Origin of the sequence: Mucilaginibacter terrae (assembly GCF_042679325.1) — a bacterium.
Classification (GTDB): Bacteria; Bacteroidota; Bacteroidia; order Sphingobacteriales; family Sphingobacteriaceae; genus Mucilaginibacter; species Mucilaginibacter terrae.
This window is the reverse complement of record NZ_JBHTMJ010000003.1, coordinates 313,081-332,594: the sequence shown is the minus strand read 5'-3', so window position 1 is coordinate 332,594 and position 19,514 is coordinate 313,081. Positions and strand designations below refer to the sequence as shown.

19 protein-coding genes are annotated in these 19,514 nt (G+C 41.9%); 8 read left to right on the top strand and 11 right to left on the bottom strand.

The window, feature by feature from the left end; all coding sequences use genetic code 11:
• Window positions 1-95 precede the first annotated feature (95 nt).
• The 4 genes from tgt (at window position 96) to ACFQ3S_RS03515 (ending at window position 4,723) form a co-directional block, all read left to right on the top strand.
• On the top strand, window positions 96-1,226 hold the full coding sequence (gene tgt, locus ACFQ3S_RS03530) for a tRNA guanosine(34) transglycosylase Tgt (RefSeq protein WP_377161302.1): 1,131 nt from the start codon (window positions 96-98) through the stop codon (window positions 1,224-1,226).
• Window positions 1,226-2,335, top strand: a complete 1,110-nt coding sequence (locus tag ACFQ3S_RS03525; RefSeq protein ID WP_377161300.1) for an LptF/LptG family permease — start codon at window positions 1,226-1,228, stop codon at window positions 2,333-2,335. Before tgt ends, ACFQ3S_RS03525 begins: the two co-directional genes overlap by 1 nt.
• 122 nt (window positions 2,336-2,457) lie before the next feature.
• Window positions 2,458-3,372 carry a DMT family transporter gene (locus tag ACFQ3S_RS03520; protein ID WP_377161298.1) on the top strand — a complete coding sequence of 305 codons (915 nt, stop codon included), beginning with the start codon at window positions 2,458-2,460 and terminating at the stop codon, window positions 3,370-3,372.
• 1,051 nt (window positions 3,373-4,423) lie between these two features.
• Entirely contained in the window at window positions 4,424-4,723 is a 300-nt protein-coding gene (locus ACFQ3S_RS03515) for a hypothetical protein (protein ID WP_377161296.1), read from the top strand.
• Between the two features lie 115 nt (window positions 4,724-4,838).
• On the opposite strand, the gene ACFQ3S_RS03510 is transcribed toward ACFQ3S_RS03515, so the two are convergent.
• Both ACFQ3S_RS03510 and glmM read right to left on the bottom strand, forming a co-directional pair.
• Window positions 4,839-5,969: a cysteine desulfurase family protein gene (locus tag ACFQ3S_RS03510; RefSeq protein ID WP_377161295.1), complete on the bottom strand. Its 1,131-nt coding sequence runs from the start codon at window positions 5,967-5,969 to the stop codon at window positions 4,839-4,841.
• A gap of 233 nt (window positions 5,970-6,202) precedes the next feature.
• Window positions 6,203-7,588, bottom strand: a complete 1,386-nt coding sequence (glmM, locus tag ACFQ3S_RS03505) for a phosphoglucosamine mutase (protein ID WP_377161293.1) — start codon at window positions 7,586-7,588, stop codon at window positions 6,203-6,205.
• Between the two features lie 203 nt (window positions 7,589-7,791).
• Here glmM and ACFQ3S_RS03500 point away from each other — a divergent pair, with 203 nt between their 5' ends.
• Window positions 7,792-8,361 carry a phosphatase PAP2 family protein gene (locus tag ACFQ3S_RS03500; RefSeq protein ID WP_377161291.1) on the top strand — a complete coding sequence of 190 codons (570 nt, stop codon included), beginning with the start codon at window positions 7,792-7,794 and terminating at the stop codon, window positions 8,359-8,361.
• Window positions 8,358-9,071, top strand: coding sequence for a ZIP family metal transporter (locus ACFQ3S_RS03495; protein WP_377161289.1), 714 nt, complete (start codon window positions 8,358-8,360; stop codon window positions 9,069-9,071). Before ACFQ3S_RS03500 ends, ACFQ3S_RS03495 begins: the two co-directional genes overlap by 4 nt.
• A 114-nt stretch (window positions 9,072-9,185) precedes the next feature.
• Here ACFQ3S_RS03495 and ACFQ3S_RS03490 read toward each other — a convergent pair whose 3' ends face one another.
• The 7 genes from ACFQ3S_RS03490 to ACFQ3S_RS03460 all read right to left on the bottom strand — a co-directional run bounded on the left by ACFQ3S_RS03490 (window position 9,186) and on the right by ACFQ3S_RS03460 (window position 15,629).
• Entirely contained in the window at window positions 9,186-9,725 is a 540-nt protein-coding gene (locus tag ACFQ3S_RS03490; RefSeq protein WP_377161287.1) for a hypothetical protein, read from the bottom strand.
• 40 nt (window positions 9,726-9,765) lie between these two features.
• The gene (locus tag ACFQ3S_RS03485; protein WP_377161285.1) at window positions 9,766-10,275 is read right to left on the bottom strand and encodes a TspO/MBR family protein; all 510 of its coding nucleotides are present in this window, start codon (window positions 10,273-10,275) and stop codon (window positions 9,766-9,768) included.
• Window positions 10,276-10,279: 4 nt separating this feature from the next.
• A complete protein-coding gene (locus ACFQ3S_RS03480; protein WP_377161283.1) occupies window positions 10,280-10,732 on the bottom strand; it encodes a ferritin-like domain-containing protein in 453 nt (150 codons plus the stop codon).
• Window positions 10,733-10,820: 88 nt separating this feature from the next.
• Window positions 10,821-11,306: a hypothetical protein gene (locus ACFQ3S_RS03475; RefSeq protein WP_377161281.1), complete on the bottom strand. Its 486-nt coding sequence runs from the start codon at window positions 11,304-11,306 to the stop codon at window positions 10,821-10,823.
• Window positions 11,281-11,781, bottom strand: coding sequence for a hypothetical protein (locus ACFQ3S_RS03470; protein WP_377161279.1), 501 nt, complete (start codon window positions 11,779-11,781; stop codon window positions 11,281-11,283). Before ACFQ3S_RS03470 ends, ACFQ3S_RS03475 begins: the two co-directional genes overlap by 26 nt.
• Window positions 11,782-12,208: 427 nt before the next feature.
• Entirely contained in the window at window positions 12,209-13,309 is a 1,101-nt protein-coding gene (locus tag ACFQ3S_RS03465; protein WP_377161277.1) for a glycoside hydrolase family 43 protein, read from the bottom strand.
• 118 nt (window positions 13,310-13,427) lie between these two features.
• Window positions 13,428-15,629 (bottom strand): tetratricopeptide repeat-containing hybrid sensor histidine kinase/response regulator, encoded by a 2,202-nt coding sequence (locus tag ACFQ3S_RS03460; protein WP_377161275.1) that lies wholly within the window; start codon window positions 15,627-15,629, stop codon window positions 13,428-13,430.
• 184 nt (window positions 15,630-15,813) lie between these two features.
• Here ACFQ3S_RS03460 and ACFQ3S_RS03455 point away from each other — a divergent pair, with 184 nt between their 5' ends.
• Complete coding sequence (locus ACFQ3S_RS03455; RefSeq protein ID WP_377161273.1) at window positions 15,814-16,515, top strand: pseudouridine synthase; 702 nt, start codon at window positions 15,814-15,816, stop codon at window positions 16,513-16,515.
• On the opposite strand, the gene ACFQ3S_RS03450 is transcribed toward ACFQ3S_RS03455, so the two are convergent.
• Window positions 16,516-17,088, bottom strand: a complete 573-nt coding sequence (locus tag ACFQ3S_RS03450) for an NUDIX hydrolase (RefSeq protein ID WP_377161271.1) — start codon at window positions 17,086-17,088, stop codon at window positions 16,516-16,518.
• 90 nt (window positions 17,089-17,178) lie between these two features.
• Between ACFQ3S_RS03450 and ACFQ3S_RS03445 the strand changes: the two genes are divergently transcribed.
• Window positions 17,179-18,123 carry a DUF5996 family protein gene (locus ACFQ3S_RS03445; protein ID WP_377161269.1) on the top strand — a complete coding sequence of 315 codons (945 nt, stop codon included), beginning with the start codon at window positions 17,179-17,181 and terminating at the stop codon, window positions 18,121-18,123.
• A gap of 82 nt (window positions 18,124-18,205) precedes the next feature.
• On the opposite strand, the gene ACFQ3S_RS03440 is transcribed toward ACFQ3S_RS03445, so the two are convergent.
• A complete protein-coding gene (locus tag ACFQ3S_RS03440; protein WP_377161267.1) occupies window positions 18,206-19,480 on the bottom strand; it encodes a DUF1501 domain-containing protein in 1,275 nt (424 codons plus the stop codon).
• Window positions 19,481-19,514: the final 34 nt, after the last annotated feature.

Here is a 19,514-nt window from a genome sequence, read left to right as displayed (position 1 = left end):
GAGGGCTTAAATTAGAAAGTTTTTACAAAGTCTCCCCTCCCGGGGGATATTTAGAGGGGGCTTCTTTTTAAATTTTGCTAAGTTTGCTACTTGTAATGAAATTTAATTTAACCGCTAAAGATAAATTCTCGAAGGCACGCGCCGGTGAGATTACTACCGACCACGGTGTTATTCAAACGCCCATTTTTATGCCGGTGGGCACTGCCGGTACGGTTAAGGCCGTTCACCAGCAAGAACTGAAAGATGATATTAAGGCGCAAATAATACTGGGCAATACCTATCATCTTTATTTACGACCGGGGTTAGAAACCCTGGAAAAGGCCGGCGGCCTGCACAAATTTAACGGCTGGGACCGTCCTATATTAACCGATAGCGGTGGTTACCAGGTATATTCGTTAAGTAAAGCCCGTAAAATAAAAGAAGAAGGCGTTACCTTCCGTTCACATATTGATGGTTCGAAACACCTGTTTACGCCCGAGTTCGCCATGGATATTCAGCGTGTAATTGGTGCCGATATTATTATGGCTTTTGACGAATGCACACCCTACCCCTGCGATTACCATTACGCCCGACGGTCTATAGAAATGACCCACCGCTGGCTCAAACGCTGCTGTGACCGGGTAGATAGCACCGAAGCTAAATACGGCTATAGCCAAACCTTGTTCCCTATTGTGCAGGGGTCGGTATATAAAGACCTGCGCGAGCGCTCGGCCGAAGCCATTGCATCATTCGACAGAGAAGGAAACGCCATTGGTGGCCTCTCGGTAGGTGAACCCGCCGAGGAGATGTACGCCATGACCGAAGTGGTTTGTAACATACTGCCCGAAAGCAAACCACGCTATTTAATGGGTGTAGGCACACCTATTAACCTTTTGGAAAACATTGCATTAGGTATTGATATGTTCGACTGTGTAATGCCTACCCGTAACGCGCGCCATGGTTTGCTGTTCACTAAAAACGGCATTATGAATATGCGTAACGAAAAATGGAAGAACGACTTTAGCGCCATTGATGCCGAAAGCGATTTATGGGTAGACCGGGAACACTCTAAAGCCTATTTACGCCACTTAGTAACCTCGGGCGAAATGCTGGGCGCACAAATAGCCAGTTTACATAACCTGCATTTTTACCTGTGGCTGGTAACACAAGCACGCGAAAAGATAATAAGTGGCGATTTTTACAGTTGGAAGAATACTATGGTTAAACAATTAGGCCAACGACTGTAATGTTCAAATTACTGGATAACTATATCAAGATTATCGACTGGTACATTATTAAAAAGTACCTGGGCACCTTTGTATTCACCCTATCGTTGTTCCTGGTTATTATCGTAGTGTTTGATGTATCGGAACATTTGGATGACTTTTTAAAGAGCAAAGCACCGCTAAGCGCTATTGTGTTGTTGTATTACGGCGGCTACCTGCCTTACTATGCCAATATACTGCTGCCGCTTATTAACTTTTTAGCGGTGATATTTTTTACCGCCAAAATGGCTAATCAAACCGAGATCGTCCCCATTTTAAGTGGCAAGGTGAGTTTCAACCGTTTTTTACGACCCTATTTTATAGCATCGACCGTTATTTTTATAGTGTTCTTTTTCGGGAATATTTATTTTATCCCTTTTACCAATCAGTTAAGCGTAAGGTTCAATAACACCTACACCAACAATTCCGACCCTACCCAAAAAGACCTGCACATGCAGTTAGACGATCATACTTTCGTGTACCTGCAATCGTACGATAATGTGGTGCATACCGGTTACAATTTTATGATGGAAAAATTTGACGGTGATGTGCTCAGGGAAAAATTAACCGCGCAAAGAATTTCTTACGACTCCTTAAAGCACACCTGGTCTATCCAGGAATTTAAGGTGCGCTATGTAAACGGATTAAAAGAAAAAATGGTAGATGGCATCAAAAAAGATACCGTGTTGGATATGCGACCATCGGACTTTGAAGCCAATACTGATATTAATACCAACATTTACCGGGCCATATCCACAGCTGATCTTAGCAAATACATCGAAAAAGAAAAGATACGCGGCACTGGCCGTTTAGTGGAATTACAGTTGGAAAAATACCGGCGTTTTGTGTACCCGTTTTCGGCTTTCGTACTTACGCTTATTGGCGTATCCATCTCATCGCGCAAGGTACGCGGCGGTATAGGTTTGCCGTTAGGGGTTGGTATTTTACTTTGTTTCCTTTATATTATAGTAGATAGGTTTGCCAACGTGTTCTCGTTAAAGGCAGGCCTGCCGCCCATGATAGCCGTTATTATACCCAATATTTTATTCGGCATTACCGGATTATACCTATTGCAAAAAGCACCAAAATAATTTGGTGAGTAGTGAGTAGTGAATGGTTCATAGTTTATGGTAAATCAACATTTACTCTTAACCACTGAATACTGACCATTGACTACTAACCGTTGACAACCGATAACCGACACGACCCACCCATGCCAAAGCACCTAACCAAATCAACCGAACTTAATAAAAACCTACTCATATTACACTTCACGGTTTTTATATGGGGCTTCACCGGTATTTTGGGAAAGTTAATTACTATTACGGCGGTTAACCTGGTTTGGTACCGGGTACTTATTGCCTTTTGCACTTTGTTTCTTTATTTTAAGTTTAATAAGCAAGACCTAAAAGTTAGCCGGGGCACCTTTATCAAGCTCTTTTTTACAGGGGCTTTGGTAGGCGGGCATTGGATCCTCTTTTTTCAGGCCATTAAGGTATCTACGGTATCGGTAACGCTGGTGTGCCTGTCATCGCTTACCTTGTTTACGGCAGTATTTGAGCCTTTAATCAACCGCAAGGCTATTTCCAGGTTAGAGATATTGTCAGGAATATTTATTATAGCGGGCATTGTGCTTATTTTTAAGTTTGAAACGCAATATACCCTGGGTATTATATTAGGATTGATATGCGCAGCCTGTGCCAGCCTGTTCTCCATCATCAATTCCAGGCAGGTACAAAAGCTGGAGCCGCCTGTAATTGCCTTTTATGAACTACTGGGCGCTTTCTTTTGGATCACTTTATACATGCTATCCAGCAATACCTTAAAAGATCTGGTACTACCGCGAAGCAATGACATAGGTTACCTGATTATATTAGGAACCATCTGTACTTCGGTAGCTTATGTAGCAGGGGTATCGGTAATGCGTGAACTTTCGGCCTTTAAAGTAGCCTTGATTACCAACCTCGAACCGGTGTACGGCATCATGATGGCATTCATGTTTTTCGGAGATATGCATACCATGAGCCTGGGTTTTTGGATAGGTGCGGGCATTATCTTATCAACTATATTTTTATACCCTGTTGCTCAAAAACAAGTGGTACGGTACAAAAACAAACGAGCTGAATAAAGTTTTGAAAATAAATTAGCTACACCAAGTAGTATTATAAAGCATGCTGTGGTATTACACTTGGTACTTTTATGCTGTTCCAATCTATTAATTTTTTTAGAATCAGTAAATCAAATTCTCTATCTGCATTTTACAAAACCTATTCTACACAGCGTTTTAGTGGCAGCTGTGTTTTATACTTATGCCGATGCCAGCTTTCGGGCCTATTTGAAACTAACCTGCAAAGTATCGGCATCGTTAAATTTAAGTCTTCATCGCTTACCCTAATTACAAATTATTTGAAGCTATGTAATTTATAAAAATGTTTTTCAATTACTTCCAAATACAGTAGCTTAATTGAAGTGGCTATTAATTTCTCTCCAACTGTTTTAAGAACTTTCCCAAAACAGTGCTAATCTATAACGCATTTTAAGCCATTTTAAGCGTACCTCAATTTTACAGGCATTCCTGTGTTGTACATTTCAAAATAATACAGCAGGAGTAATTTCCATTTTAAGCTTAGTGTATATTTCATTTGCAAAAATTAACTATGAAAATCATAAAATTAGGTATTTTTCGTAGTATAACATCATCATATAGCTTTATATAATTATCAATTATATATGATTATCAACAACTTAAAAATTATATATAAAGTATAATTTGATGTTAAAACACACCTAAATGAAATAAAATACTATTTTTTTTAGCAAAACATATTTTTATTGTATATTTTGTAATACATTAATTTGATTATCAGCATACTAAACTGAAAAATATGAATAAAAGCTTTCTTTAATTATTTTTATATTAGAAAATTAAGTGTGTATTGAGATACAATTTGCACAAATGCAAAATTATGCGCCAGATAGGCGCATTTTCAAATATGGTGTACGGGTTTAACTAAACCGGCGTAAAAACGGGCAAAAAATCTTTGTCGTAAAACCTCTCCCACCTTCATGAAATTTCGTAAAATTTCAGATTTACTCAAATTATCACCGAAAAAACGGGTATGAATCAATGGCAAAAATTTCGCATCTTGACAATGGATATAGCCATTCAAAAAAAAGATATGAGTTTTAAAACCACCATTGCCATTATCATTACCATCGGGCTTACCATCCTCATTATGCAAAACCAGGGAGAGGCCGAGTTCACCATTTTGTTCGCTTCGGTAAAGCTGCCCAAGTTGGTAATGCTAACGGCGGTATCGGTAAGTGCGTTTCTACTGGGGTTGCTGGTAAGCCGTCCCGGCCGAACTAAACAACCCGAACGCTATCACGAATACGATGATGAAGAAGAGAACGATGATGACCGTCCGAGAAGACGTCCCGATACACTAAGTGATGAGGACAGGGATTATATAAGTTAAAAAAGGAAGCCCCTCCCTAACCCTCCCCGGAGGGAGAGAACCAAGATAATAACTATTTTAAAGTCCTCCCTCCCGGGGAGGATTTAGTAGGGGCTACTCCCTGTCGGCAAGGGATTTACGAAGAGCTAACGATCTCGCGGATTTTGGCGATGGTGAAATCGATCTCCTCGCGTGTATTGTATTTAGAGAACGAAAAACGCACGGCGGGCCTACCCGGGTTGGCACCGATGCCGGTTAGCACATGCGAGCCAATGTTGGTACCCGAGCTACAAGCACTGCCACCCGATGCCGAAATACCGGCAATGTCCAAACTAAACAAAAGCATATCGGCCATTTCCATTTCGGGGAACGACACGTTGAGCACGGTGTACAAACTTTTGTCGGCAGCGGTCTCCCCATTAAAATGGATACCCGGAATTTGCTGCAATTGCTCCATCATATAGGTTTTAAGTCCCTGTATATGATGCTGGTGGGAGGCCATATCACTGTAAGCCATTTCAAGCGCTTTAGCGAGGCCCACAATGCCGTAGATATTCTCGGTACCTCCACGCATATTTCGTTCCTGAGAACCGCCGTAAATCATCGGCTTTATCTTCACTTTATGGTTGATATACAAAAATCCGGTACCTTTAGGCCCGTGCAGCTTGTGCGCGGCGCATACCATAAAGTGAACTTTAAGCTTGCTGAGGTCATGCGGATAGTGGCCAACGGTTTGTACGGTATCACTATGAAACAAGGCGTTGTATTGTTCGCACAGGTCTCCTACCCGTTCCAGGTCCGTTAAGGTCCCCAACTCATTATTGGCATGCATCAGCGATACAAAGCTGCGCTCGTTATCTTTTAGTAACTGTTCCAGGTGCTCGTAATTGATTTCACCTTTATCATCAACATCAACAAAACTCAGCTTAATATTACCTGCTTTTTCCAAAGCTTCCAGCGTATGTACTACGGCGTGGTGCTCAATTTTACTGGTAATGGCATGCGTTAAACCATGGTCGATGATCCCGCAACGGATGGCCGTGTTATCGGCTTCGGTACCACCCGATGTAAAAAAGATTTCGGCAGGTGAAGTATGCAACAGGTTAGCAACGGTTTTACGCGCTTTTTCTACCAATGACCGGGCCTCGCGGCCATGCGCATGTATGGATGAAGGATTACCATACTGGCTCTCCATTACCTGTACCATTTGTTTCATCACTTCCGGGTCTATCGGCGTAGTGGCAGCATTATCGAGGTAAATTCGCATTATAATACAATGAGTGAATTAGTGAGTATTTTTTAGTTTGGAAGAAATTGTTTTACGAGCAGATGATACAACTTTCAAAATCTCGTTTTCTTCAATCATTAAATGATTTAACTTTTGTTATTCTAAGCTTCTTAGTGCGATTTCTAAACTGCTCTGCAAACTCGCTTTTTCCATAATCTTCCATTTTTAAACATTGAAAAAATCACTCATTTGCTCATTCACTAAATCATTCATTAAATTCCAAGTATTCCTTTTATATCAGCAATAAGCTGGTACGCCAGAGCATTGGCAGCATCTTCTGTTTCGGCTTCCGAGTAAATGCGGATGATGGGTTCGGTGTTTGATTTGCGCAGGTGTACCCATTGTTTGTCAAACTCTATCTTCAGCCCATCTATAGTACTGTGCGGCTGGGCCATATATTTTTCTTCCACCTTTAACAGCAGGGCATCAATATCCATACCGGCGGTTAGCTCTATTTTATTTTTAGAGATAAAGTAGCTGGGGTAACTGGCCCGCAATACCGAAACCGGATGGCCGTATTGGGCCAGGTGTGTTAAAAACAACGCAATACCAACCAGCGCATCCCTACCGTAATGACTATCGGGATAAATAACACCACCGTTGCCTTCGCCGCCAATTACGGCATTTACTTCCTTCATTTTGGTTACCACGTTCACTTCGCCAACGGCGGCGGCGTGGTACTCCCCTCCTGCCCGTTGGGTAACATCGCGTAGCGCACGGGTGGACGATAGGTTGGAAACCGTATTACCTTTGGTATGCTGCAGCACATAATCGGCCACGGCAACCAGCGTATATTCTTCGCCAAACATCTTGCCGTTTTCGCATACAAAGCAAAGGCGGTCCACATCGGGGTCAACCGCTATACCCAAATCAGCCTGGTTGGCTAACACCTGTTTCGATAGCTCGGTGAGGTTTTCGGGTAGCGGCTCGGGGTTGTGCGGAAAGTGGCCTGTTGGCTCGCAGTATAACGGGTGAACGGTTTTTACGCCCAACGCCTTTAACAAAGCCGGTACAAAAATACCGCCTGTTGAATTTACGGCATCAACCACTATGGTAAAATTAGCCTTGGCTATGGCTTCGGCATCTACCAAAGGCAGTGCCAGTATTTCGTTGATGTGTTTTTGCAGATATGAATCATCGGTGGTTACTGTGCCTAAATCGTCTACCCCGGCATAAGTAAAATCGCTGCGTTCGGCTATATCCAGCACTTCCGTACCATCGGTATCGGTAATAAACTCACCGGTATGGTTCAGCAGTTTTAAGGCATTCCACTGTTTAGGGTTATGGCTGGCCGTTAAAATAATGCCACCGGCGGCCTGCTCGGCAGGCACGGCTATTTCAACCGTAGGGGTGGTAGACAGGCCCACATCCACCACATCAATGCCCAAACCTTGCAGCGTACCTATCACCAGGTTATTCACCATGGAGCCCGATAAGCGGGCATCGCGGCCTACTAAAATTTTGCGGATGCCTGTTTTTTTAACCGCCCAGGCACCAAAAGCTGAAGTAAATTTTACAACATCTAAAGGTGTTAAACCGTTGCCTGCGGCACCACCTATGGTACCCCGTATGCCAGATATAGATTTGATGAGCGTCAAAACAATTTAAATTAAGTGCCGCAAAAATAAAAATTTATTAACTGATAGCGGTATAAAAACCTTGTCGTATTAATGCCATAGTTTATTGGCTATATTTGCAGCGGGCCTCACCCCGGCCCTCTCCAAAGGAGAGGGAGCTATAACATTTGTGAAATCCTCTCCTTTGGAGAGGATTTAGGTGAGGCCGTTATTACCTTTAACTAATGCCCGATTTTTTATTACAACCCGACCGGCAGGTTTTTTATTTCATTAACCATACCCTTACCAATCCGTTTTTCGATTGGGTAATGCCCTGGCTGCGTAATCCTAAGTTTTGGATCCCGGTTTATATCTTCATTATCGGTTTCAGCATTTATCAATATAAAAAAGCAGGGGCTTACCTCGTATTGCTCCTGTTAATTGCTGTTGGCGTGGCCGATTTTGGCAGCGCAACCCTAATTAAAAAGCAGGCACAACGCAACCGCCCCTGCCGCGATGAAGTGCTGGCACCAACCATTACCAGCCGGGTGCCCTGTGGTACCGGCTACAGTTTTCCATCTACCCATGCGACCGATCATTTTGCCATGTCGGTATTTTTAGGGCTGGTTTATGGCAAAAAATGGCGGTGGATATGGATATGGGTACTATTATGGGCTGTATTGGTTTGCTTTGCACAGGTGTATGTAGGCGTACATTACCCCATTGATGTAACAGCCGGTGCCTTGTTTGGCGCGCTGATAGGCCTGATATTTGCACGGGTGTTTAAAAAATTTCAACCTCAGTTTTACTCATGACCTGGTATTTACTTCTTCTTTTTTTTTGTGCTTTTTTGGGGGGCATGGCCGTGTTCTTATTTAAAGGCGGCAATCACAAACAGCTCAAACTTATATTATCATTTAGTGGTGCCTACCTGTTTGGCATTACCGTACTGCATTTAATACCCGATGCCTACCATGGTAATGATAGCCTGGTGGGCGTATTTATTTTGGCCGGTTTTATTTTCCAGATCGTGCTCGAACAGTTTTCGGAAGGTATTGAGCACGGCCACATGCACGTACACGAACATGCACAGGCAGTTTTTCCGCTGGGTATTATGGTAAGCTTATGCCTACACGGTTTTTTAGAAGGAATGCCTTTAGCAAGCGGGCATCAAAGCCAGTTAGTGTATGGCATTGCCTTGCACCATATACCTGCTGCTTTTGCGCTGGGTACGGTATTATTGGCTAACCATCAAAGCAAAAACAAAACTATATTTTTTATAGCCCTGTTTGCCATAATGGCACCAGCCGGTTATTTCTTTAGTAATGCCATCAGCAGTGGAGGTATTGGTAACCTGCAACAATACTTCAACCGTATTATGGGTGTGGTAATCGGGATTTTCCTGCATATATCCACCACTATACTGTTTGAAGCCGGGCCCGATCATAAGTTTAACCGGCGCAAGTTGGTGGCGGTATTATTGGGTGTAGGGATAGCTTTGGTGGGGTTTGTGAGCAAGATATAAGGAAGATACAAGAGATAAGAAACAAGAGACAAGAGATACGTGTCGGTCAACTTTCTCTATCTACTTATTCTTCCCTTCTTGTTTCTTGGCTCTTATTTCTTGTGTCTACCTTTTTTATCCCGTCACCGCATGCTTCAAGCCATCAAATATACTTTCAAAGAAAGTTGGAATGCTTAGCCCGTTGCTGTGGTTAAAATAAATGAAAATCACCAGCACTATCACCGCTAAAATAATGAAACGCTTGAACAGGTAACCTGCAAAAATAATAATGAGCGGTATAGCTACCAGCCACATCCAGCTAATGTGCAGCGGGGTTAACTTATCGCCACGTTTGTAAATATAATATAGTCCCGAATGAGTACCGGCCTCATTTTTATGCTTGATATACATAAACGCCGATTTTTGCACCTTATGCCGGTAAAAAGCCGTTCCGCTTTGAAAGGTGAGCTCATTATCGAACCCGTTGATGGTGAACGCGAATTTGCCGCTTACGTTTTCCTGCACCAAACCTGCTGTATCGGTGGCTACAATGGCTATTTCCTGCCGGGCAAAGGGGTTTTCTTTAATAGTGAATTGCTTGATGCTTACGGTATCGGCCAGAGCCATAGTTACCGATATACATAAAAAGAGCGCAGCAAACAGTATTTTTTTCATTCCTACTTGTGTTGTAATAAGCAGGCAACCTATTATGCGGCTACCTGTTGAGCAGGTAAATATACAGATTTAACACACTTGCAAAGCTTACCCAAAGTAAATAAGGAACTAGCAGCCAGGCAGCCACTTTGTTAAACTTACTAAAGTAATTGATACAGGCTACAATGCTGAGCCATAACAACGCAATTATCACCAATGCGCCCAAAACCTGATGCATACCAAAAAATGTGGCCGACCAGGCAAAGTTGAGCACCAGTTGAACTATATAAACCGTACGGGTGGTGTTATACAATTGGCTGTTATCCCTGCGCTGCCAAACCAGGTATGCAGCTACGGCTATCATGATGTACAAAATAGTCCAAACCGGGCCAAACAACCAATTAGGCGGATTAAATGACGGTTTATTTAACGTGCTGTACCAAACCGGTATTTGCGATATGGTGAACATGGAGGCCGTAAAGGCAATACCTTCGGTAATGAGGATACTTATAATTAACGGAACCCATTGAAATTTACGCGACTGACCCGCCTGAGCTTGCAAAGTTGCCATTTTATTATACATGTGTTTTTAATTCCTGCTGTAAAGAGAACAGGGAATCTTTTGTTAATTTAAGTTGTTTTTCCAGTATATTTCGTTGTTCATCTGTTAAACCGTTACTATTTAGCACCGTGTGGTAAGCCGATACAGCGGCTTCATCCCCCCTGCTACATTCCTTTAAAACCGCTTGATCATTATTGCTTACAAAAGATGTTTTAATATCTATCCATACACGATGCAGTGCACCTAAAGGTCCCGTTCCGCTTTCGGGTTCCGTGCCGGTAGCAATGACCAAGCCACTCAACTCCTCAGCAAAATTAGCCCGCGTAGCCGAATTACGGGTAAATACAGCCTTTAATATGAGATTTCCCACGTGATTGGCCGCCTGGGCATAACCTTCTTTGCCATCATTAGCAATAATAATGAGGTGATTTAATCCTTCGGAGGTTTGTTTGAGTTGGTTATCCATTGCACTGGTTTAATTGTACTACAAATGAGGGGCAATGTAGTTTATATTTGGTGAATATATCAGTTGGCACAAAGGGCGATGGTAGGTCTTAGCCCCGATACTTGAAATACAATAAATTTGATTTTTTTATTTCAATGCAATTAATAGGTATAATATTGAATGACTGCCCATGCGTTTTTGTTATGAAATCTATCAATACATCCAATTTTGAAAGAGCTTTTTTGAGATGCACATCATGTGTAACAAATGTCATATCTAACTCGGTTTTATCGCCATTATCGTTGCACAAATAGCGTGCTCTCCTTGAAAGATTTTCAAGCTTTACATATGCTAAATAAACTGAGTCATCAATCTTAGCGAATGATTTCGGATCGTAAAGAGCGTTTTTTACTCTCTCGTGGGAGCTAAAGTGCATATTGGCCGTCTTAGCAATATGGGAATTTACTAAATGAACGGCTACATAATAAGCTGTAGTAACTTGCCAATCCCAGCTATTTGATATTTTTTGGTTAACTTCAGAGAGAAAAATTAAATTTTTCTTGGCCTGATTAATGTGCGACTGAAAATCTGCCATCTAATTTTAGTTCATGGTAATGTGGCGGAATTGGCAGGCTGTCACTTTCCTCTACTATTGTAGAAGATATATAGAATCCATAATTATTATATTTAGAATTAGCCTTCGCTTCGGACAATATTAGTGCATCTTCTGCGCTCTCATCACCATCTTTTATTTGACCCCATACCAATATTTTTGCTTCGGAAAGTTCAAACGCTAATTTTTGAGGCACTACCTTAAAGGACGCTAACTCTTGTATGTAATCCGTCAGAAGTTTTGATATAAAATATTTCGTGCTTTGAACTCGAAGCATATTATAGTTTGCATCATGATCGTCATTAATTGCATTCTTATAGAACTGCTCTTTTTCAGGTGGCGCAGTCTGAGTTTCCATCATCATTTTATCGACAGATATCCTTGAAAGTAAGTCGTCAAACCAGTTACTTATAACATCGTTCGTTAGTTGACCTTCTGTATGTTTAGTAAGTTCCATAATCGGGCGCAAAGGTAATTATTATCTTATACGTTAACAATATACATATTGTTTATACATATAGTCAAGTACAAGGTATAAATTGTTACAATGGGATATAAGTAATTCTTACCCTTTCTTAGGATGTAACTTAGTGTAAACCTGCAAAAGCCAGTTAAGGTATTAAAAAAACACAAGGTAAAGCAGCAGATCTAAAAAGTCGTGAGGAATAGTTAACTAAAACCTTCTTTGTTCAAACTGATATATAGTTACCTTATATTTTTAGTAACAAATGAATACTATTTAATCAATTGTGATTTCTGGTGATAACGAAAAAAGATCTCTCATCACTATTTGAGACGATGACCATAGTGAATTAATCAACCACAAAAAAAGCGGATACCTTTCTTTCGGTGATGCGCTTATAAACAATAATACATAGAAGGGCTTATTTCACAAACTCGTTAATGGTTTCAATAGAACCATCGGCACGATGTTTCAATTCGGTTACTTTAACATTACGCAGGTGGGTTTTGCCCGATAGCTCGGTATCATGATAAAACAAATACCATTTGCCTTTAATCTCTACAATAGAGTGGTGAGAAGTCCAGCCTTGTACCGGTTTTAAGATCACGCCTTTATAGGTGAATGGTCCGTACGGGCTGGTACCCGTAGCGTAGCAAAGCAAGTGTGTATCGCCGGTAGAATAGGTAAAATAGTACTTGCCATCATATTTATACATCCACGATCCTTCAAAAAAGCGGCGGTCATGATCTTTACCCAATAAAGGTTTACCAGTTTCGTCCAGTATCACGGCATCTTTGGGTTTTTCGGCAAAGCCCAGCATGTTTTTACTCAGTTTAACTACTTTGGGGGTTAAGGCCGGTTGGTCATCCTTGCCCAAATCGGTTTTAGAGCCCTCGGGGCCCGAATATTTACCGGTGGCCCAGCGTTGTAATTGCCCGCCCCAAATACCACCGTAGTACATGTAATAGCTGCCGTCGGTATCTTTAAATACACACGGATCAATGCTAAAGCTGCCCTCAATAGGCTTGGCCCCGGCTTTGAATGGACCAACAGGCGATTTGCTGGTGGCTACCCCAATACGGAAGATATCCGATTTATCTTTAACCGGGAAGTACAGGTAATAGGTACCGTTTTCGTAAGCGGCATCGGGTGCCCAAAGCTGGCGGCCCGCCCAGGGAATGTTTTTTATGTTCAGTGCTTCGCCATTGTCGGTCACCTTCCCTCCTATGCTATCCATGGAAAGAATGTGAAAATCCTTCATATTAAAATGGTCGCCATTGTCATTCTCAGGGGTTCCGGTATCAATATCGTGCGATGGGTAAACGTAAATTTTGCCATTAAACACATGTGCCGATGGATCGGCGGTATAAATTTGTGTAACCAGCGGTTTGGATATAAATTTAGATTTTGCCGTATCCTTTTTTTCAGCTGTTTGGGTACTACCTGCATTGTTTTGGCATGAGGCCGATAGTACGGTGGCGCTCAGCAAAGCAAAAGCTGATAATGGTGTTATTTTAAGCATAATTTAATGTTATAAAAGTTTTGCAATCGGTTGCATAAAGAAACAAATTATTTTTTAATTGCACCTATTTTAACAAAAAGATTTAACGCTGAGAATTAATGTAGCTAAAGCACTACTTTTAAGATACACCTAATAAAGCCTCATATAACTTATCGATCTCTATGGGCTTTCTTAAAAACCCCGTAAAGTAGCCTATATACTCCTCATGGCTTTCGGCGGTAATATCGGCGGTTAAGGCAAATATTGGGGTGGCAATGTTGAGGTTATGGTTATTACGGATATGTACGGTGGCATCAAACCCGTTCATTTCGGGCATGTGTATATCCATCAGTATAAAATCGAAGATCTTGTTTTTTGCCATCTCAATGGCATCTAAACCGTTTACAGCATGATCGGCAGATATACCCCAGTTCGACAATAGTTTTCGCGCTACCATAGCATTAATCATGTTATCATCGGCTAGTAGCGCTACCTTGTTTTGCAGCTGGTTTAAATTCTTAACCGGGGCGTTTTGTATGGTATCAGCTTTTTTAAGCGTAATATCGAAGTAGAATTTAGAACCCTTGTTAACCGTACTATGAAAATGGATCTGACTTTGATACAGCTCTACCAATTTTTTCACAATGGCAAGTCCCAACCCCGATCCGCCTTGCTTACGGGTAGTTATAGCTTTAGGCTGCGAAAAGCTATCGAACATTTCATCAAAAAACTCTACCGGTATGCCTACGCCCGTATCGGCAATGGTAAACCTAATGGTATCGTAACCTGCTTGCGAATTTAACTGTTGCAATTCAATGCTTATTTTTCCTTTGTTGGTAAACTTAATGGCATTGCTTATTAAATTGTTTAATATTTGAGATAACTTGGTTTCATCCAGCTTGTAGGTGTCAGCTATACGTTCATCAATCAGTAATGCTATTTTCAGGCCTTTAACCTCTGCCATGTTCCTGTAGGTTTCGGCAAGGCCTTTCATTAACCTAATTAAACTGCACGAACGTAATTCTAACTGAACTTTACCGGCATCGAGCTTGGTAAAATCCAGGATGTCGTTAATGAGCATTAACAAATTATCGGAGGCAAATTTCAGCGAGTCTAACAATTGCTTTTCAGCCGGGTCAACACGCTCATTGAGTAAGGAAGTTATAGTTATTACCGCATTAAGAGGCGTACGGATCTCATGGCTCATGGTAGACAGGAAGTTTTGCTTAACCCGGGCGGTATTTTCTGCCCTTTCCTGGTTTTCCATAATGCGGGCCCGCTCCAGTTCCATTTGAGAGGCCTTTTCCATACTTTCTATTTTGGTGATAAGCTCATAATTCTCAATTACTTTGAGCGTTTGCGCATTAATTACCGTTTCCTTTTCATTAAGGTACTTTTCCAGGTATTCTAATGATTTTACTGTATCATTTTCCTGCTTATAAACAAGATACAACAGATGGTTAGATTTAAACTTAATATAAGTAATATTATACTTGGTACTAAAATGAAGTGCTTTTTCTAAAACTTGTTTAGCCTTACTTAACCGGCCGGTTTTTATGTACAACGAACCTAATTTACAATAAGCCATGCCTAAGCCCAAACGCTCACCCATTTCACGATGAATCTTCAGCGCCTTGTGCAAATCCTTTTCGGCATCGGCCCATTGCTCCATTGCCATGTGAATTTTACCTCTGCCGTATAAGGCAAATGCAAGCCCTCTTAAATCGCCGCTATTGGTTTTAATGGCTATTGATCTTTCGATCATCTCTGCAGCCATCGAAATTTTATTTTGCTTAATATACATACCCGAAAGAGGGTTGTAGGCATTGGCTATGAGGTCCTGGTCTTTCACCTTTTCTGCCTCCTCAATAGAGGCCTGGTAAGCACGTATGGCATTTTTACGATCGCCGAAATACTCATATATGGTGCCTAAGGATTTTTGAACCCTGGACTGATTATAATAATCGTTGTACCTTTTATATATAACAAGACTGTCAATCAGGTGCATTAGCCCGAGATGATAGTTATCGGTTTTATAATATACGCCGGCAATACTGTACTGGGCATCGGCAATGCCTTTTTCGTCGCCCAGTAATTCAAAATATCCAATGGCTTCCTTGGCTGAACCAATGGCGCGTTTGTACTCACCCCTTATCATATAGAACAAAGAAAGCTGGGTAAGACTTTTGCCAATAAGTGCGTGCTCGTTAGCCTTTATACTTATACTAAGCGCTTTTTTTGATAAGATAATACTTTGCTTGAGATTATTTATACGGCAGGAGTAAGCATTATTTAACAGTGATGTAACATCAAAACTAAGATCAGTAACCACTGCGTTCATAATTTTATAGTAAAATTGCTTTTATACGAAATTTGTTAAAATAGGTTGTAAACAAAGTAAACAAATAATATATTATTAAATACAATTATTTGATGTATTATTTTATTGATATAACTTATTATCCTCAATTAATGGACTAAGATAAAATAAATCTTAATAGGTAAAAATAGGTAATTTAGCCCTCATGTTATCTGTTATATACCAGGATGATTTTCTGATCGCCATTAATAAGCCTCACGGTTTATTGGTACACCGCTCTTCTATTGCGGCCGATGTGGAAGAATTTGCTTTGCAAATACTGCGCGACCAAATTAACCGGCATGTTTTCCCGGCGCACCGGCTCGACCGTAAAACTGGTGGCGTACTGCTGTTTGCACTCGATAAAACAACCGAGGTTGCCATGCAGCAACAATTTGCCCTAAACCAAGTGCATAAGAGTTATTTGGCTATAGTGCGTGGCCACACACCCGATACCGGCGAAATTGATTACCCTTTACGCAAAGAGAACGGAACACTGCAAAATGCTTTTACCGCCTATAAAACTCTGGGCCACGCCGAACTACCCGTTGCTTTTGGTAAACATGCTACCTCGCGTTATTCGCTGGTACAAGCCAAACCCACCACCGGGCGTATGCACCAGTTACGCAAACATTTCAGCCATATATTTCATCCTATTATCGGCGACCGTACACACGGCTGTAACAAACAAAACAGGCTGTTTACCGAAACCTGGGAAATGAACACCATGCTTTTACATGCCCTAAAGCTGGAGTTTACGCACCCGTTAAGTAAAAAACCAATTGGTATTGAAGCCGCCTTACAGCCGGAGTTTACCCGGATGATAGAACTAATGGGCTGGAACGATGTAAAGCTAAACGCACTGTAATCAAACACTAAAAATTTCGGGGTACTGCAAAGCCGCTTTCAGGATAAAATTCACCGAATCGGTCACCCATATCTTGCCATCTTTCACATGCTGCAATACCTGTGGGGCGGGCATGGTGAGTATTTCTATATTTTCGGTCACGTCCTGCTTTTGTACCGAATTAAATTGGGCATTAAACAAAATATACCCGTAGGTAATTTGACGGGTTTTGGTAGGATTGTTAGCAATTTTACCTAAAGAGATCAGCTGGCTCTCGTCGGCTTTAATAGCGGCTTCTTCTTCCAGCTCATTAAGTGCCGATTGGATGAGTGATTTCCCGTTTTGCCGCATACCACCCGGAAGTTCCAGCAGTATTTCGCCTAAACCATGTTTGTATTGCCTTACCAAAACCACTTCATGTGCTGGTGTAAGTGCCAAAACCATCACTACATCACCCAAGGGTGAAAAAAAGTAGTCATCCACAATTTGCCCGTTGGCTAATTGTACCGTATGCTGCAACAATGGGAACCATGGGCTTGGAGATACATCCTGCTCTTTTAATACTTTCCACTTTTGAATTTGATCGGCCTTCATACGGCTAAAATAACAATGTTAATGTAAAACTTACGGGGGTTATTATTTAATCACTGTTTTACCTACCTTGTTAGTATTCATGTATTAACTATGATGATAACTTCAAATAAACAGAATAGCTGGCCGGTGTTAGATTTTAACAGTTGGAAAGACACTTTAAACACCGTGCATTTATGGACACAGATTGTGGGAAAGATCAGGTTGTTGAATATGCCGTGGCTCAATCATTCGTGGCATGTAACGCTTTATGTGTCGTCGCAGGGCTTAAGCACAGGCAGTATTCCCTATTCAAACGGTATATTTCAAATTGACTTTAACTTTTTACACCAGGAATTAAGGCTGGATACCAGCACAGGCGATAGGCACATTATTAAACTATACCCGCGCACAGTAGCCAGTTTTTATCACGAATTGATGGATTGTTTAACTGCTTGTGGTATTAATGCAGATATTCATGCTGCACCTAATGAGTTGGAAACCGCCATTCCGTTTGCAGAAGATGAAGTACATAAAGCTTACGAGGCCGAAAAGATAAAAGACTTTTGGCAGGCACTTATCAGTATCCATAATGTATTCTTAAAATTTAGGGCGGGGTTTACGGGCAAGTGCAGCCCGGTACACTTTTTTTGGGGCGCTTTTGATTTGGCAGTAACCCGATTTTCTGGAAGAGAAGCACCAGTGCACCAAGGCGGCGCACCTAACATGCCATTACGTGTAATGCAGGAAGCTTATTCGCATGAGGTAAGTTCATGCGGGTTTTGGCCTGGAAGCGAAGAGTTTCCTCAAGCTGCATTTTATTCATATTGTTACCCCGGTACTCCTGATTTTGGCAAGCAACCGGTTAAACCCGCAGAAGCATTTTACAGTGACGAAATGGCTGAGTTTTTTCTTCCTTATGAGAGTGTGCGAGCATCGGCCAATCCCGAAGCGAAGTTACTTTCATTTTTACAAACCACCTACGAGGCCGCAGCTAATACCGCCCATTGGAACCGAAAAGCATTGGAATGCGACCTCACTGATTTTGAAAACAAATAACACCTTGTATAATTATTAAAGGGTTGCAAACCGTTAGTTAGCAACCCTTTAACATATTCAATTATAATAGATATAAAAGTATTTACGCCCTCATAACGCCTATCTTCTCCCCTTTCCAGTCGGGGAATAAAACACGGTCGTTGTTTACTTTTAACTGGCGATCGGCTACCTCGCTAAACACGGCCCTGAAATCGGTGGTAACGGCCAAGTCACGGCCATCTTCCAGGTTCTCTACAGCCAAAGGCTGCATTTTGCCATGCACCAGTCCGCCGTTTACATTATTGCCTAAAATAAAATTGCACGATGCCCGGCCATGGTCGGTACCGCCGGTACCGTTCTGGCGTACGGTGCGGCCAAATTCGGTCATGGTCATTACCGTAACATCATCTTGGTAGGCACTCAAATCGTTCCAAAACGCCATCATACTGTTGCTCAAATCGCCCACGTTACGGGCAAAGATACCGTTATCGGTTCCCTGGTTGTAGTGGGTATCCCATCCGTTCGATTCGGTAAAGGCAACTTCCATACCTACATCCATTTTAATTAACTGCGCTATTTGCTTCAGCGAATTTCCTAAAGCCGAGGTTGGGTAAATAGTGTTGTTGGCAGGTTTATAATTTTTTACATCGGCCTTTTGCAGCATTTTTACGGCATCGAAACTTTCCTTACCGGTATCGTGCAGTAAGCCGGTCGAGGTTTTATCGTAAAGGTCTTCAAAACTTTTGGCGGCCATATTGGCTCCTGCCTGGTTGCCGCGCATTTGTATGGCAAAATCCTGCAAATTACTGATAGCCACTGTTGGGCTATCCCCGTAAAATGAACGGGGCATGGCCGATGTTAAACTTACAGCTGTAAAAGGAGTAGCGGCATCGTGCCCAAGCAAACCGACCGCCCGGTTTAACCAACCGCTGGCTGTACCTTTATTAAACGGCGTACCCGATTCCATGTAATCCTGCGCGTCGAAATGTGAACGGGTGGTATTAGGCGAACCAATACCATGCACTATGCCCAGGCGTTTTTCTCGAAACATAGGTTCAAATGCCTGCATGGAAGGATGTAAGCCGTAGTGGCCGTCCAGGTCTATAAGGGGCTTACCCAACAAACCGCCCTTAGCGGGAGACATAAACAAGTTGGGCCGGGCAGTTTTTAAATACTGATCGGTATAAGGTGTTACGGCCATTAAACCGTCCATAGCGCCGCGCTGAAATATGCATACCAGCACTTTGCGCTTGCCATAAGGCTTAATGAGCTGCTCACCGGCTACGGCCTCGGCCAAAAAGCCTGGAATACCGCCTATAAGGCCTACACCCATTAGGGCTATACCCCCCGATCTTAAAAATCCTCTTCTGGATACCATAACTTAATATTTAATTTTTTTACTAAGCCCTCCC